This window comes from Pediococcus ethanolidurans, assembly GCF_964062635.1.
In the GTDB taxonomy this organism is placed as follows: Bacteria; Bacillota; Bacilli; order Lactobacillales; family Lactobacillaceae; genus Pediococcus; species Pediococcus ethanolidurans.
The window spans coordinates 696857-711871 of the sequence record NZ_OZ061250.1 but is presented as its reverse complement, the minus strand read 5'-3'; the positions used below and the strand labels follow the sequence as shown (position 1 = coordinate 711871).

The following is a 15015-nucleotide window of genomic DNA, read 5'->3' as shown; positions in this document are numbered from 1 at the left end:
ATTTTAAGATAATATTTATATAAACAATAAGGAGGTGTCAAAATGTCAAAAACCGATGATAAGTTAGATGCATTAAAAGACAAAGTCGCTGGTAAAGCCAAAGAAACAACTGGAAAAGCTACTAATGATGACGCCAAAGAATTAAAAGGAAAAGCACAAAAAGAAAAGGGGCATCTTAAAGACAAAGCAGCCGATTTAAAAGATAAAGCTGCTGACGAGATTAATAAAATTCTTGATCGCAAACCAAAAAAATAGCCCAATAATAACCATCATTGACTCACTCAATAAATGTGGCACTAGAACAATCAATTTCTGATTTTCTGGTACCACTTTTTTGTGTTTAATTTATTTTTGAAGTACATGTTGGTAACTAGGAATCAAAACATCATCAACCAACATAACTAACTTTTTATTATCCACCTTTTTATTTAAGAACAAATGATAACGAAGCCACTCAAATGGCAGTAACTTTAACTCGTTAGGCACATCGATCGCAGAGAGTTCACTCCGTTTTTGTGCGCGTTCAAGTACACGATCAATCGCACTAACATCAATTTTGGCACTTTCCATAATCATTTTTTGCATGGCTTCATTTTCCTGTTCGCTCATGCCACTAAAAAAGACACTCATGTATGATTTTCCAAAGGTATTCATACTAACTATAAATCGCTGCATGACCTGTAATAAGTCATCCCGGAGTGAATTACCGGTAAACTTGATTTCGTCTGTACGTCCATTATTTTCTAATTTAATCTTATCCTGAATTGCTGCAATTGCGAGTGCAAAAGGGGAATGCCATCGCCGATAGATAACTGGTTTGCTAGTTTCAGCCATTTCCGCTACCTTGGGAAAAGTTAAAGCCGGTAAACCTTCCTTGTCTAATATTTCTCTAGTTGCTTGATAAATAGCCTCTTCTAGCTCCGTTCCACGACGTCGTTTTTGTGTCATCAACACGATCTCCTTCAAAGATAATAAGATACCCAAAGTTTCTTATTGACATTTTTATTTCTAGGTGTATTATACCAGTTATGCGCATAAGATACTATCAGTTTCTTATTAAGGAGAGATAAACAAAATGCAAACACAAAATAAAATTTCCAATTCTGTTTTAGTAATCGCCTGGGTTGTTGTTTTTGGTGCCATGGCGCCACTTTTAGATTCAACGATGATGAACATTGCCATCAACAACTTAGTCAAAAGTTTTAATAGTTCGGTAACAACCGTTCAATGGACAATAACCTGTTACTTATTAGCAACCGGTGTCGCCGTACCATTTTCAAGTTGGTTATTAAATAAGTTTGATGGCAAATATGTTTTTATGACCGGCGAGATTTTGTTTGGAATTGGTTCAGTTCTATCTGCACTTTCTCCCAACATTCAATTTTTGATTGGAGCCCGTTTAATTCAAGGATTTGCGGGTGGACTGATCATGCCACTACTCACAACTTTACTCGTTCAAACCGCTGGTGCTGCTGTAATGGGACAAATGATGGCCACAGTTGGTCTTCCGATGATTCTGGGACCATTATTTGGCCCTGTCATTGGTGGTATTATTCTTAAATTTTTATCCTGGCACTGGATTTTTTGGATCAATGTGCCAGTGACTTTAATTTCGATCGCTTTAATTATTTGGAAAATGCCTAACTATCCCGCTCAGAATAAGACTGCAAAAATGAATTTTATTGGTATTTTTCTTTTAATTGCTTCAACTAGTAGCATTATTTATGGGGTTGTCAAAGCTGCCCACGCCGCAAATTTTACTAATCAAACAACCGTTACTTTTCTTGTCATCGGCTTGATTGCAATGGGACTCTACATTATTTGGGCATTCTTCCGGCGTGATAAGGCTGTCTTGCCCATCAAACTGTTTGCGTTTCATTCTTTTGCCGGATCTATCACTGGCCTTTTTATTGCTGGAACTGTTCTTAACGGTGCCATGTTGCTATTACCTTTATTCTTTCAAAATGTTCGTGGCATGAGTGTTATCATGGCAGCTTTAGCATTGGTACCGCAAGGAGTCGGTATGCTAATTTCACGACCTTTAACTGGGAGGTTAACAGATAGTATTGGTGCTAAATATGTCGTGTTGACAAGTGTGCTGATCACATTTGTTGGCACTTTACCGTTCTTCTGGATTAATCAAAATACCTCTTATTGGTTAATTGCCCTCGTTTTGCTTGTACGTGGAATTGGTGCCGGGGGAATCTTGATGCCACTAATGGCTGATTCCTACACAGATATGCAATCCGATCAAGTACCTGCAGCAACAATTGGTGCCCGCATTATTCAAAATATTGGTAGTGCATTTGGTTCTGCCTTAATTACCACTATGGTCACGGCCTACTCAACATCACATGTTAAAACCTTTCAAGCTCGACTTGCGAGTGGCCATTACACCGTTGCTTCAGATCATCTGCAAGCATTTACACGGCACCACTTGGTTAATATCAGACTTGAAGCTTTTCAATATTGATTTTTGATCATTTCTATTGCTGCTTTGATAATTGTGTTACCAACTATTTTTCTTTCAAATAAAATAAAATCTTCTAAATAGATTTTTAGTTTGTAATTTCTAAGTACATTTAATTTAACAAAACTAAAATGACCTACCATCTAAAAACTGAACTTCAGTTTTAGAGAGTAGGTCATTTTAAATTACTTTCTAATGACAGACTAAACAAATTGCGCTAAAATTGATTTTTAAAAATACTATGGAAGTGGCTTTATTGACTGTCTCTTATTTACGCAAAGCAACTGTTCAAGATATTCCTGCCGTTTCAAAAATCATTGATTCGGCAAAAGACTTCTTAAAAGCTCAAGGTATAGATCAATGGCAAGATGGTTATCCTGCTCAAAGTGATCTTGAAACCGATGTTAAAAACCAAATTAATTATGTTTTAATCGTAAACGGGCAAATTGCAGGAACGGCTGCTCTCGCTAATCATGATGCAAATTATGATGTAATTACCGGCGGCCACTGGCAAGGACCAGCTAACGCAAAATATACCGCGATTCATCGTATCGCAATGTCACCCGATTTCCGTGGACAGCACCTTTCTGAAAAGATGATTTCTGGTCTGTTTACACTGTCTAATCAACTTGGCTATCAACAGGTTCGCATTGACACGCACCCCGACAATAAATTAATGCAACACCTAATTACCAAAAGTGGCTTTGTCTATTGTGGTAAAGTTCTTATGGATAAAGATCCAAATGAAGTTCGGTTAGCCTATCAATTCTTCTTAAGTTAATTTATTGAACTTCAACGAGTTCACCAATTGAAAGTAAATATAAATAACGTTCTTTTACTGGGTGTTTCAAAATATCAGTTAATGCCGCCGCATACAGGTTAAGTTGCCCTGCATACCGATTAATGATATTTTGAACCCCATTTTTTGTACTTCCAGGTTTTACATAATCCGTTTTATAGTCAAACAAGATTGCCCGATCATCAACAATCACGTACCCATCAATAATTCCATGAATCAAAATCTGAGTCTCTTCTGAATTCGAAAAATCCTTAAATCCAGTAAATAGCTGTTTTGCCGGCATTAATAGCGAAAATGGCACTTCACGATGAACGGAATCTGGTGATGTTAACATTAATTGGCCTAAATTTGAATCAAAAAACCGAAGAATATTCTGAACATTAATTAAATTAGCGACCTCTGGAGCAAGTACTTTATTGCTGACTAATTCATTGATTAGACTTTGAACACTTTCCTCGGTTGGTTTCTCATTCAGTGGGATTTCTTGCAAAATCAAATGCGTCGCCGTTCCAATTTCTGTTGGTTTTGGTTTTACAGTTGTCTGTAAAAACTTAGGCGTTGCCAGCTCATTTGAAACATAACGATTTTGTACCTTCAATTTTTGATCTTGTTCAACAGTAGATTGCGTCATTTCAAGACTATCTGGATCATCAAACAAACGTTTAACTTCCGAAACAGACTGATACGCCGTTGTTTCTGTCGCAACCTGATGAGGATATTTGAAGTTCAATACTTGATCAATTTGGTGAGTATTCAAACTGGTAACATCCAAGTCACGCGTTGCCTTTTGAAATTCTTGCCACCAATCTTTTTTCTCACCATCCGACTGCATAACGGCCATATTTTGAAGCTCTTCTTTAGTTTGAAAATGAACTTCAAATTGAGTTGGATCTCCATTCAAAATCGCTAACCTGGATTGAGAGTCATCCGTTTGTTTAAAACGTGGATGGCGAATCAACGCCTCTCCAATCCAATCCAGAAAATTATTAGTATCTAATCGGGTGGCTTCCGTCAGTAACAACTGATCGCTACGCCAAGCAGTTTGCCATTTTTTTAATAACCGTTCTTGCGAATCACAGGATCCAACAATAATCAGTCTTTGCTGTGCACGCGTTAACGCCACATAAAGCTGACGCATTTCTTCGGCCAAACTATTGCGTTTAACGTGATCAATAATTGCTAACTTTTGTGGTGTGTCAATTTGCAAGCGTGTTTGTGGATCCAAATAGGTGATTCCAATCCCCTCTTTGGAATCCAGAATGTACTTACCCTTAATTGAATCAGTATTAAATTTGTGAGAGGCATCCATCAACACAACGACAGGAAATTCAAGTCCTTTGCTACCATGAATTGTCATGACTTGTACAGCAGCCTCATTGCTGTTAACTGGAACCTCGGCCAAATCTTTACTTCGTTTTTGCATACGTTCAATAAAGCGCACAAACTGAAACAAGCCTTTAAAACTGCTTTGTTCATAGCTTCTAGCACGATCATACAAAGCATTTAAATTAGCCTGACGTTGCTGCCCAGCAGGCATTCCACCAACATAATCCAGAAAGCCCGTTTCTTCATAAATCGTCCAAATTAAAGTAGCCAGTTGATTTTGATTAGCGATATTCTGAAAATGCATCAGTTGTTCTAGGAAGTGATCAATTTTTTTGAAAATCTGAACCTGAAACTCACTACTGTTAGCCACATCAAAGCGTTTATGGAAGTCAACTACAGCTTGATAATAATCACCCGTTCGATTATTAATCCGCAAAAAGGCCAATTCATTTTCATCTAATCCAACAATCGGTGAGCGTAGAACTGCTACCAACGGAATATCTTGATAAGGATTATCGATAATTTTGAGTAGTGACATCATAATAGCAATTTCTGTCGTTTGAAAATAATTTTGAGCATCATTTACCACAACTGGGATTCCCATTCGTTTAAATAACGCCACAATAGTAAGATTATTTTTCCTCGTGGGGGTTAGTAAAACAATATCCCCATAGGTTAGGGAACGCTCTTTTTTGGTGTCACGATCATAAATTAACGTTTTTGCTTCTATCAATTGTTTAATTCGTCGACCGGCAACTGCTACTTGCCCACGTGACTTATCGTCGATTTCAAAACTGCTAGGTATCTCCTCATCTGCATTATTAGATGCTTCAGTACTTTCATCATCATAAATTAACACTTCTGTAGACTTAGAAGCCGTTTCTGGATAATAGGTTGCCCCGTAAGCTAATTTTGCAGTTTCATCGTATGGAATTTCGCCTAATTGTTGATCCATTAATTGCTCGAAAACCAAATTGGTAAAATCATCCACATTTTTAACAGAACGGAAGTTTTTGGACAAAACAATGCGTTCCCCCGTTGTATCTGTTGTTTGATAGGCACGATCTTTACTAATAAACAAGTGAGGATCGGCCAATCGAAAAGCATAAATTGATTGTTTAACGTCTCCAACCATAAACATGTTTCCGGGATCTTCAGTAGTTACACTAGTTAAAATAGCCTCCTGAAGTGGATTGATATCCTGGTATTCATCGACAATAACTTCTTCGAATTGATGTTGATAGGCTGTTCTAGCACTCTTTGACTCAGACGATGATCCATTCAAAACCTGCATGGCAAAATGCTCTAAATCACTAAAATCAAGAATTTGTCGCCGCCGCTTTTCTTTTGCATAAGCATCTTTAAAAGCACCGGTTACTTTACATAGTTCCGTAATTAAAGTTTCAGAATGTTTTAAAACGGACGTCATTTGTGCTTTATCTAAACTAAAATATTTTTGTGTTAGTTCTTGAAGTCGAATTTTATAACCATTTTTATTTTTAGAATCACCGCGAACCGTTTTTACCTGTTCCTTGAAATTTTTTACATCTTCATCATTCCGTTTACCACCCAGTACCTTTCCAAACTCTAGGCCACGCAATTTACCTCGTAAAATATTCCAATCAGAAAGTCCATTATTTAAAATTTCTTGAATTTGATTAATATCTGCTTCAAAAATTGGTCGGAATTTTTCAAGACTATCGGCACCGTCTTGAATGAGTGTTTGTAAGCTTCTAGCTGCCTCTAAACTGTTAGTTAATTCCGATTGAACCACAGGTAAAACTTGTTTTTTATAAAACTCAGTATCATCTAAATCATTTTCAACATGATATTTAAGCGGTAAATTAGCCAACCAAGCATCTGGATCAGAAGTTGCGTTGGAAAAATCATATAATCGTAACATCAAATCAGTAAAGCCATCATCGCTACGATCATTGGAAAAATTGGTTGTTAACTGGGCAAAAAGCTCGCCATCACTCTCATAAAGAGTCTCACGTAAATCATTCCAGACCTCTTCACGAAGTAAAATACCTTCTGTGTCATCCGTTAAAATTCGGAAAACCGGATCCAAATTTATGACATAATAATACCGTTTAATAATTGATAAACAAAAAGCATGAATGGTACTAATATTAGCCGTATTTAACTTTGTTAATTGTGATACCAAATGAAGTCGTTGATCAGCATTTGTTTCCACTCGAATTTGTTCATTAATTGCTTTTTGAATACGTTCCCGCATTTCTTTGGCTGCTGCATCCGTAAACGTCACAACTAACAATTTATCAACGTCAGTGCCTTTTAATATTTTTTCAATTACACGTTGAACTAATACCGATGTTTTTCCCGATCCCGCAGAAGCAGAGACAAGAACATTATGACCACCGTGCCTAATTGCTTGTTGTTGGTCTGCTGTAAAACTAGTGTTGCTCATGCTGGTCACCTTCTTCCTTTAACATTTCTAGAACTTCTTTAGCAGTATAATTAGCTAATTTATGATAGTTATTTTCAGGCAACATCTCATCAAATTGCATAATTTCTTTGTACGGTGAATACTGCAAAGCGGTGTGTGTATCTGGCCAACGAGCAGGGTTTAACTTTAATTCACCCGCAAATATTTTTTGTGCTGCTTCAACAATTTTTTTCTCAGCATGCTTAATTAATCGTGCTAAATCTTCTTGTGTCACAATTCGATTATCATAAGAAGAGTATTTGCCACTCTTGGTCTTTTTGAAGGGATAAATTAGCGAACTACCCGAATCTAATTGCACATCCAAGTTATCAAGTAACTCTGGGTCGCTCAACACTATTCCTTTGTATTTTGTTTTCTTTAATAATTCTTTTTGAATAGCTTGTGGATTTACTTCACTTAACTTATTTACGTTAATCGTAGGGTTTTGTAAATGCATATATAGTGCCCCCGATAACAGTGGTGAAACTGCGTGCTCATCGATCAATGAAATGTTTTGTTTTAAGGCATCAATATAGGTCAACATCTGCATTGCTAGACCATAATACACATCACGAAAATTAAAATCATGGACACTCGATTTGTAATCCACGATACCAAAATATTGCTGTGTTTTACCACTTTCTGAATTTAATTTAAGTTCATCAATTCGATCGATTTTCCCACGAACACGGACTTTTTGACTAGGTGTCACTTCAAAATCAAGTGACTTTAACCCAATTTCTGATCCTACTTGTCCAAAGAGAACTTCTGTTTTGATAGGACGCATTTTTGAACTAGCACTCTGCAAAATAAATATTTTTAACATTTGCTTAATGGTCTGATTCAACTGTTCATTGATATAATGCATCCGATTTGAACTATTCAAAATCTCGAATTGAGGTTCCGTTTTAATTTGCTTAACTACTTCATTCAAGAGATTTTCTAATTCAGAATCTGACAATTTCCCAATATCAAGATGATCTTCACTAACGAGTTTTACAAAGTGATCCAGTGCCATGTGGAAATACTCTCCCGTGCTGGCCGGAGAAAGTTCAAACACATCTCTTTCCTGCAATTTCAAGCCATATTTCAAGAAATAAGCATATTCATTTTGATAAAATTCTTCTAGTTTAGAAATTGAGGTATTAATGGTGTCCCCATATAAACCACTCACAATTTCTGGCTGCAACTTCACTGGTTTATTTTGATAGGTAAGACTTGCAAACACACGATTGGTTAAATCGCCTAACCGTAAATCATGCTTTAGCGTTTGATAAATATAACGCCACTCAGGTTTAACCATTTTTTGAATATTTTTACTATCACGGCTAACCTGCAGTAAATGCGTTAATGTACTGCGTTTTGAGCCTAAAAACTTTTTCGCAGAAGGTTCATCTACTTGAGGACGATCTGAATATGATTGATCTTTAATTTGAAAATGAGTTTGAATTTCTTGAACATAGGGTGACAACTGTTGCTCACCCCCATTACTATCATTGCTAGCATAAGAAAAGGTTACAGATTGGCAACCTGATAAAAAGGCAACGTAATTTAGATAACGCTCAAAATGGGCCTTATCATTATTGCTACTAGAGAAAAACTGCTCATCCGTCAACACTGGTTGTAAGTTTTCACAATCATCATCCGTCAAGATTCCCTGATCATTAAATCGTTCTGGCATCGCTGTGTCAGTGGCACCAATAATAAACGTATATTTACGGTCATTCATCTGGGTCATTCCCGTTTCAGACACCATAACTTGATCCAAAGTAGAAGGGATCAATGAGTATGAAGCTCCTTCAAATCCCGCACTCAGCAATGAAGTAAAATTATCAAGCGTAAATTCACGATCGCCCAGAATGGCAACATACTCATCTAACATGTCACAAAATGTTTGCCAAGTTTGTTCAGGCTGCGCTCCCTTTGCCAAATCACCCGCATTGACAGCCGTATCCCGCCAATTTTTAAGTTGATCTGTCACGCCTTGTTTAACAAGAAACTGATACAAAAGCGTAACGGCCTCTTTACCTGTTTTAGCGTTATCCAAAGCTTTGAAAAAGGGTGGTAATGTTTGTCGAATGTAATTGCGAATCACATTTACTTGTTTCGTGATTGCAATATCGCGATCAGTTTGTACACCAAAGTCACTGGAATTAAAACGCAGATATTGCCAATCATCTTTTTGTAGCCACTTACCACCTTCATAGCCATTTTTTAAGACCAGGTTCTCAGTTAAATCCTTTGCCTGTCGAAACGCCTGAATAGTCATTGGTTTTTCATCAATTTTAGGAATCAGTAACTCCGTTTTTAAAAGCCGCATAACATCTTGATAGCGATAGTAGTGTGATTTAACGGCAAATAGTGCTTCAATCAACTCAACAAATGGATGATCCTTCATTGAAATTTGTAAGTCGGTAAAATGAGGAATTTCGTATTCTTTTAAAATCGGTGTCAAAACTGTTTCGTAAGTGTCCAAATGGCGCGTCAAAATAAGAAAATCATGGTAGTGAATTTTGGGATCATTGGCTACTGCTTGCCTAATTTTTCGCGCGATTTGTTCAATCTCAGTTTGGCGACTGTCCGTACGCATAATTTGAATGCTGCGCGAATTCTGTAAATTTTCAGGTTCTGTTGGCTCCATGTTAGAAGCTTTTATCCAAAAATTCTCAAGCTTTTCTAAATCGGTCGTTACTCGCGAATCAGTAGCAAAGGTATCTGTTTGAATCTGCTGTTTTTTTTGTTTGGCAAACTGATATAACTGAAAATACGTTTTACCAGACTCGTAAAACAAATTTTCTTTTTCTGGCAATTTAGTTGCATAAGAACGATCCAAAGTCAGACTAAAAACAACGTTGTTTGCCTTTTGAATTAAAACTTGAACTAGCTTCATCTCTTGTGCACTTAGAGACGAAAAACTATCAAAGAAAAAACTCATTTGGCTTAAATCCTGTTTATCTAAAAATTCACACAAGGCACGCATTAAAGCATTATTATCCACATAGTTCCCCAACATCTCTTCTTCAAAGGCAGTGTAAATAATCGATAAATCATGCATTTTAGCAGTTAAGTCAATTGTTGACGTTTCATCGCCATTGACCTCTTGTGTCATAGTTTCAAAATCCTCGGCAGAAATTCGTCCCTTTTGAAGTTCATCAAATTGACTTGCCAATTGTTGAATAAAACCCGTTTGAGTTTGTTCACCATTAAAAACCGTTAATTCGTCTTGATGCTCCAAGATAATTCGATCAATTAGCATCCCCACACCCGCACGAGACAATCTTGGCACTTGATAGATTGGTTCATTTTTCATAAAATACCAAGCCAAACGTGAAAATGAAAATACCTGCAACTGACTTTGAGCATAGGTAACTTCATTTTTACCATGGCGTTTTCGCAAAGTATCCAAAACAGTCAATTCGGACTGAAACTTAATATGATTGGGCACAATGTAATAAGCTTGCGATGCAGTATCTGTTTGCAAAACTTGGTCTACTTCATCAATTAGTTTTTTCCGTCCATCTCGACTTGCTTTACCTAAAATGAATTTTAAAGTCATAAAGCCCTCCTGTCAAAAACATGCGCACATACGTTCGCTTTTTATTTTTATTATCCACGTTTTTAAAACGACTTTCAACCACAAATTCCAATTGATTGATTTTTAAATTGATCACTCGAAATTGCCTTGAAAAGTACTTGTGCAACGGCATCGGCACTAACATCTTGGGTATCTTTCATTGTTTTTCCTTCTTCAATCAACTGGTAACTTGACTGGTTTGAATTGCACATGTTAGTCGGTCGTAAAATCGTGTAGGGAATTTCTGATTCATCAACCAACTTACCAGCATACTGTTGTTGTTTGATAAACTCATCTTGATCATGTGTCACAGCCTTAATTTCTTCAAGTGGATATTCATCATTAACGCCAGCTACTGAACGAAAAACGATTTTTTCTAATTGAATATTATGAGTTTCAATTGCATCCATGACAGCATCAAGAATGTAATCAATATCCCAACCTGTAACATTGATAACCAAAATGTCAGTTCTCTGCAATAAAGATGCCAGCTGCTGAGCGTTTTGTAATGCAATTCCTTGAACTTTTTGAAGTTCATTAGCAGGAATATCTTTTTCTTCTTCAATGAAGTTAAATTGAAGTTGGTCATTTTTTTCTTGTTGACATAGTTTGAAAAAAGCTTGTCCAATTTGACTATTGATTCCCATTACTAATACATGTTTCATGTTTATTTCTCCTCAAATATGTAGATACTTCATTATAAAACGAACGAACAAAAATTGCTGTGCTATAATCAATTCAAATTAATGACAATGGGAAGTGTTGTAAGTGAATTCTGAAAATAATTCAAAGCGTCATCACCTAATTGAAATGGATCATCAATACGTCGCTCCTGCTGGACGGGTTTCAAAATTTGATTTAGTTGTTGATCACGCTAAGGATGCAACGGTATGGGATGTTGATGGCAATCGCTATATTGATTTTTTGGCCAGTGCTTCGTCTGTAAATATCGGCCATGGTAATCCTTGTGTAGTGGCTGCCATTCAAAAGCAGGCCAACCAACTGGTTCATTATATTTCTGGCTATTTTTATCATGAACCCGCTATTCAATTAGCTAAACGATTAGCACTGTTAGCACCTGGAAACTCGCCCAAAAAAGTTTCGTTTAGTACCTCTGGTTCAGAAGCGGCAGAAGGCATTATCAAGTTTGCCAGAAGCTACACCAAACGTTCCGTTATTTTAACTTTTCAAAACTCGTGGCACGGGACCACTTTAGGAGCTGCAAGTCTTTCAGCCATTGATGCTAACATGCATAAAGACATTGGTCCCTTAGTGCCAGACATTCATCATCTACCCTTTCCAGATCTGCAAAAAAGATTTCCAACTGAAACGCTAAAGGCATTTGCGCAACGTTATTTGAATGACTTAAAAGATTTATTTCAACATGATATTCCAGCAGATCAAATTGCAGCCATTTTAATTGAACCCATCCAAGGTGATGCTGGCATTATCAAACCACCTGATGCCTATATGCAGGGATTATATAAGCTTTGTCATGAAAATGGTATTCTTTTTTGTACCGATGAAATTAATCAAGGATTTGGTAGAAGCGGGAAAATGTGGTCCATTGATCATTTTAATTTAGAACCCGATCTGATGGCCGTTGGCAAATCCTTGGCTTCTGGTATGCCACTTTCAGCAGTAATCGGAAAGGCTCCCATTATGAATGCTTTAGCCTCACCTGCAAATGCAACAACCACTGCCGCTAATCCAATTTGTTGCGCAGCCAGTTTAGCAACTTTGGATGAAGTTCAGAATTTAAATTTAGTTGAACGTTCTGAAAAGCTGGGGAAATTTGCCAAATCACAATTTACAACTTTGCAACAAGAATTCCCAATTATTAAAGCAGTTCACATGATTGGTCTAAACGGTGGTATTGACTTCGGTACTGATCAAGTTAGCCTTGTGACTGCGCTCAGTGAATATTGTTTTGAACATGGTCTAATTATTATCTCAACCATGAATCACATTTTAAGATTCCAACCACCACTGGTTATCACAGAAGAAGAAATCAAAAACGGTGTCACTATTTTACGCAACGGTTTACGTGAATTAGCTTAATTTAGCTTAATGATATTGTTAAATGAAGTTCATTTAAGCTGACGACTTAGCCTTCATCATGCTACTCACAATTTTCTCTGTTGTTAATTAAAACATGATGTGCTAAGCTTAACCACACGGAATTTAATAGCACTTACCTGTATAATGTCATAATATGGTTGATAAGTTTCTACCCGACACCTTAAATGTTGGACTATGGGCGAATAGTGTTTTAGATAGATGGTTATTTGATTTATCTTAAACAATAGACGACTGACTTATGCAGGCCACAACAGCAATGTTGTGACCTGTTTTACTTTCATATTCTTCATTAATACATCGTTAAGTGACAGAAAAGGGAGAATTACATTGAAGTCTATTGAAGCAACACATGCGCAACCAAGACAAACTATCTCACAACCAAAAGCTGCCCTATTAGGTTTACAACACCTCTTGGCCATGTACTCTGGAGATGTTTTAGTACCGTTACTAATCGGTGGTTATCTGCATTTTAACGCTGCTCAAATGACCTATTTAGTCTCTATTGATATTTTCATGTGTGGGATTGCTACGCTTCTACAACTAAAGAAGACCGCTTTAACCGGAATTGGTCTTCCTGTTGTACTTGGCTGTGCGGTTCAAGCCGTTCAACCACTGCAAAACATTGGTGGTACCTTAGGAATCGGTGCCATGTACGGTGCCATTATGTGTGCAGGTTTATTCGTTTCCCTCATTGGTGGCTTGTTTTCAAAAATTAAAAATCTCTTTCCACCGGTTGTCACTGGCTCACTCATTACAATTATTGGGTTTACTTTAATTCCAGTTGCCTTTCAAAATCTCGGCGGTGGGACAGTTTCTGCAAAGTCATTTGGTAATCCACAAAACTTAATTGTTGGTTTTGTAACGGTCATCATTATTGTTGCCGTCAATATTTGGGGTAAAGGCTTCATGCACTCAATTGCTATTCTTATTGGTATTTTAGCCGGAACACTGTTAGCAGGTGCCATGGGCATGGTATCACTTAGTCCCGTTGCACAAGCCAGCTGGTTTCACTTGCCACAACCTTTTTACTTCGGAACACCAACCTTTCACGGTTCGGCAATTATTACCATGATTATGGTTTCCTTAACCACTATGATTGAATCTACTGGCGTTTTCTTCGCTTTAGGTGATTTAACCGGTAAAAAAATTGAACAAGATGATTTAAAACGTGGGTATCGTGCTGAAGGAATTGCTGCCATGCTTGGCGGCCTATTTAACACATTCCCTTACTCAACTTTTTCTGAGAATGTAGGTGTTTTACAGCTTTCTGGTGTCAAAACACGCAAACCCATTTATTATTCCGCATTTTTCTTAATTTTACTTGGTTTACTTCCTAAGGCTGGCGCAGTAGCCACTATTATTCCAGATCCTGTTTTAGGTGGTGCCATGATCGTCATGTTTGGTATTGTTGGTGCACAAGGAGTTAAAATCCTTCAACAAGTAAACTTTTCTGAAGACAAAAATATTTTGATCACATCACTTTCAATCGGTATGGGGCTTGGCGTCACAGTTTATCCACAAATTTTCCAATTCCTGCCAACCGCCGCTCGCATGCTGCTCACCAACGGAATTGTAGTTGCCAGCATTGTCGCTGTAGTCTTAAATCTATTTTTCAATGGTATACATGGTGAAACAAAATCTGAAGTTCAAAAAACTCATTAAAAATTGAGCAAACTAAAAACACTAGTAACAGAACTTTTCCTGTTGCTAGTGTTTTTAATTTACACTTTTAAATTAAACAACCTGACGCTTGAATGGGTCACTACTGATTCCCTTTTCAAGAATAGCCTTTGACCATTCTTTAGCTGAGAACAATGAATGATCACGATAGTTTCCACAACTATACTTGTCAGTTCCTTGAACATCTTTCCATTCAATCTTATCAGCGATGTCTTCCAATGAACCCTTCAAGGCCTTTGCAACCTCTTCAGTGGAATGCTCGCCCCAAGTAATCAAATGAAAGCCTGTTCGGCAACCAAATGGTGAACAATCAATGACACCATCTAGACGGTCACGCAATAAGCCTGCTAATAAATGTTCGATGGTATGTAATCCTGCAGTAGGAATTGCATTTTGATTAGGTTGAACTAAACGTAAATCAAAGTTTGAAATCTTATCGCCCTTTGCACCGCTCTCAACTGTAATTAAACGAACATATGGTGCTTTAACCTTTGTGTGATCCAATGTGAAACTTTCAACTTTTGCCATAATTATTGACTCCCTTTCATATTTACACTGTCTATTCTGCATCCGAAAATTATATTTTTCAAGCCGTTGTCTAATAACTTTTAAAACGCTTTATTAAATTAACTACT

Annotated in this window: 9 protein-coding genes, 1 pseudogene and 1 riboswitch; of the genes and pseudogenes, 5 read left to right on the top strand and 5 right to left on the bottom strand. The window is 37.1% G+C overall.

The genetic code is table 11. From position 1 onward, the window contains the following. Positions 1-42: 42 nt before the first annotated feature. Entirely contained in the window at positions 43-255 is a 213-nt protein-coding gene (locus AB3219_RS03505; RefSeq protein ID WP_216754050.1) for a CsbD family protein, read from the top strand. A 90-nt stretch (positions 256-345) separates the two neighbouring features. On the opposite strand, the gene AB3219_RS03500 is transcribed toward AB3219_RS03505, so the two are convergent. Continuing rightward, positions 346-948 carry a TetR/AcrR family transcriptional regulator gene (locus AB3219_RS03500; RefSeq protein ID WP_216754049.1) on the bottom strand — a complete coding sequence of 201 codons (603 nt, stop codon included), beginning with the start codon at positions 946-948 and terminating at the stop codon, positions 346-348. 127 nt (positions 949-1075) lie between these two features. Between AB3219_RS03500 and AB3219_RS03495 the strand changes: the two are divergent. Both AB3219_RS03495 and AB3219_RS03490 read left to right on the top strand, forming a co-directional pair. Further along, positions 1076-2554 (top strand): annotated as a pseudogene (locus tag AB3219_RS03495) (MDR family MFS transporter). Positions 2555-2726: 172 nt separating this feature from the next. Continuing rightward, a complete protein-coding gene (locus tag AB3219_RS03490; protein ID WP_260365455.1) occupies positions 2727-3251 on the top strand; it encodes a GNAT family N-acetyltransferase in 525 nt (174 codons plus the stop codon). Between the two features lies 1 nt (position 3252). On the opposite strand, the gene addA is transcribed toward AB3219_RS03490, so the two are convergent. The 3 genes from addA to AB3219_RS03475 all read right to left on the bottom strand — a co-directional run bounded on the left by addA (position 3253) and on the right by AB3219_RS03475 (position 11283). Continuing rightward, positions 3253-7026 (bottom strand): helicase-exonuclease AddAB subunit AddA, encoded by a 3774-nt coding sequence (gene addA / locus AB3219_RS03485; protein WP_260365456.1) that lies wholly within the window; start codon positions 7024-7026, stop codon positions 3253-3255. Further along, on the bottom strand, positions 7013-10600 hold the full coding sequence (locus AB3219_RS03480) for a PD-(D/E)XK nuclease family protein (protein WP_260365457.1): 3588 nt from the start codon (positions 10598-10600) through the stop codon (positions 7013-7015). The genes addA and AB3219_RS03480 overlap by 14 nt, the downstream gene beginning before the upstream one ends. 74 nt (positions 10601-10674) lie before the next feature. After that, the gene (locus tag AB3219_RS03475; protein WP_216754018.1) at positions 10675-11283 is read right to left on the bottom strand and encodes an NAD(P)H-binding protein; all 609 of its coding nucleotides are present in this window, start codon (positions 11281-11283) and stop codon (positions 10675-10677) included. A gap of 103 nt (positions 11284-11386) precedes the next feature. Between AB3219_RS03475 and AB3219_RS03470 the strand changes: the two genes are divergently transcribed. Both AB3219_RS03470 and AB3219_RS03465 read left to right on the top strand, forming a co-directional pair. Beyond that, the gene (locus AB3219_RS03470) at positions 11387-12679 is read left to right on the top strand and encodes an aminotransferase class III-fold pyridoxal phosphate-dependent enzyme (RefSeq protein ID WP_216754017.1); all 1293 of its coding nucleotides are present in this window, start codon (positions 11387-11389) and stop codon (positions 12677-12679) included. 117 nt (positions 12680-12796) lie between these two features. Beyond that, a riboswitch (purine riboswitch) is annotated at positions 12797-12895 on the top strand. A 141-nt stretch (positions 12896-13036) separates the two neighbouring features. Next, positions 13037-14362 (top strand): nucleobase:cation symporter-2 family protein, encoded by a 1326-nt coding sequence (locus tag AB3219_RS03465; RefSeq protein ID WP_216754021.1) that lies wholly within the window; start codon positions 13037-13039, stop codon positions 14360-14362. A 72-nt stretch (positions 14363-14434) separates the two neighbouring features. Here AB3219_RS03465 and AB3219_RS03460 read toward each other — a convergent pair whose 3' ends face one another. Beyond that, positions 14435-14908 carry an S-ribosylhomocysteine lyase gene (locus tag AB3219_RS03460; RefSeq protein WP_057807329.1) on the bottom strand — a complete coding sequence of 158 codons (474 nt, stop codon included), beginning with the start codon at positions 14906-14908 and terminating at the stop codon, positions 14435-14437. Positions 14909-15015: the final 107 nt, after the last annotated feature.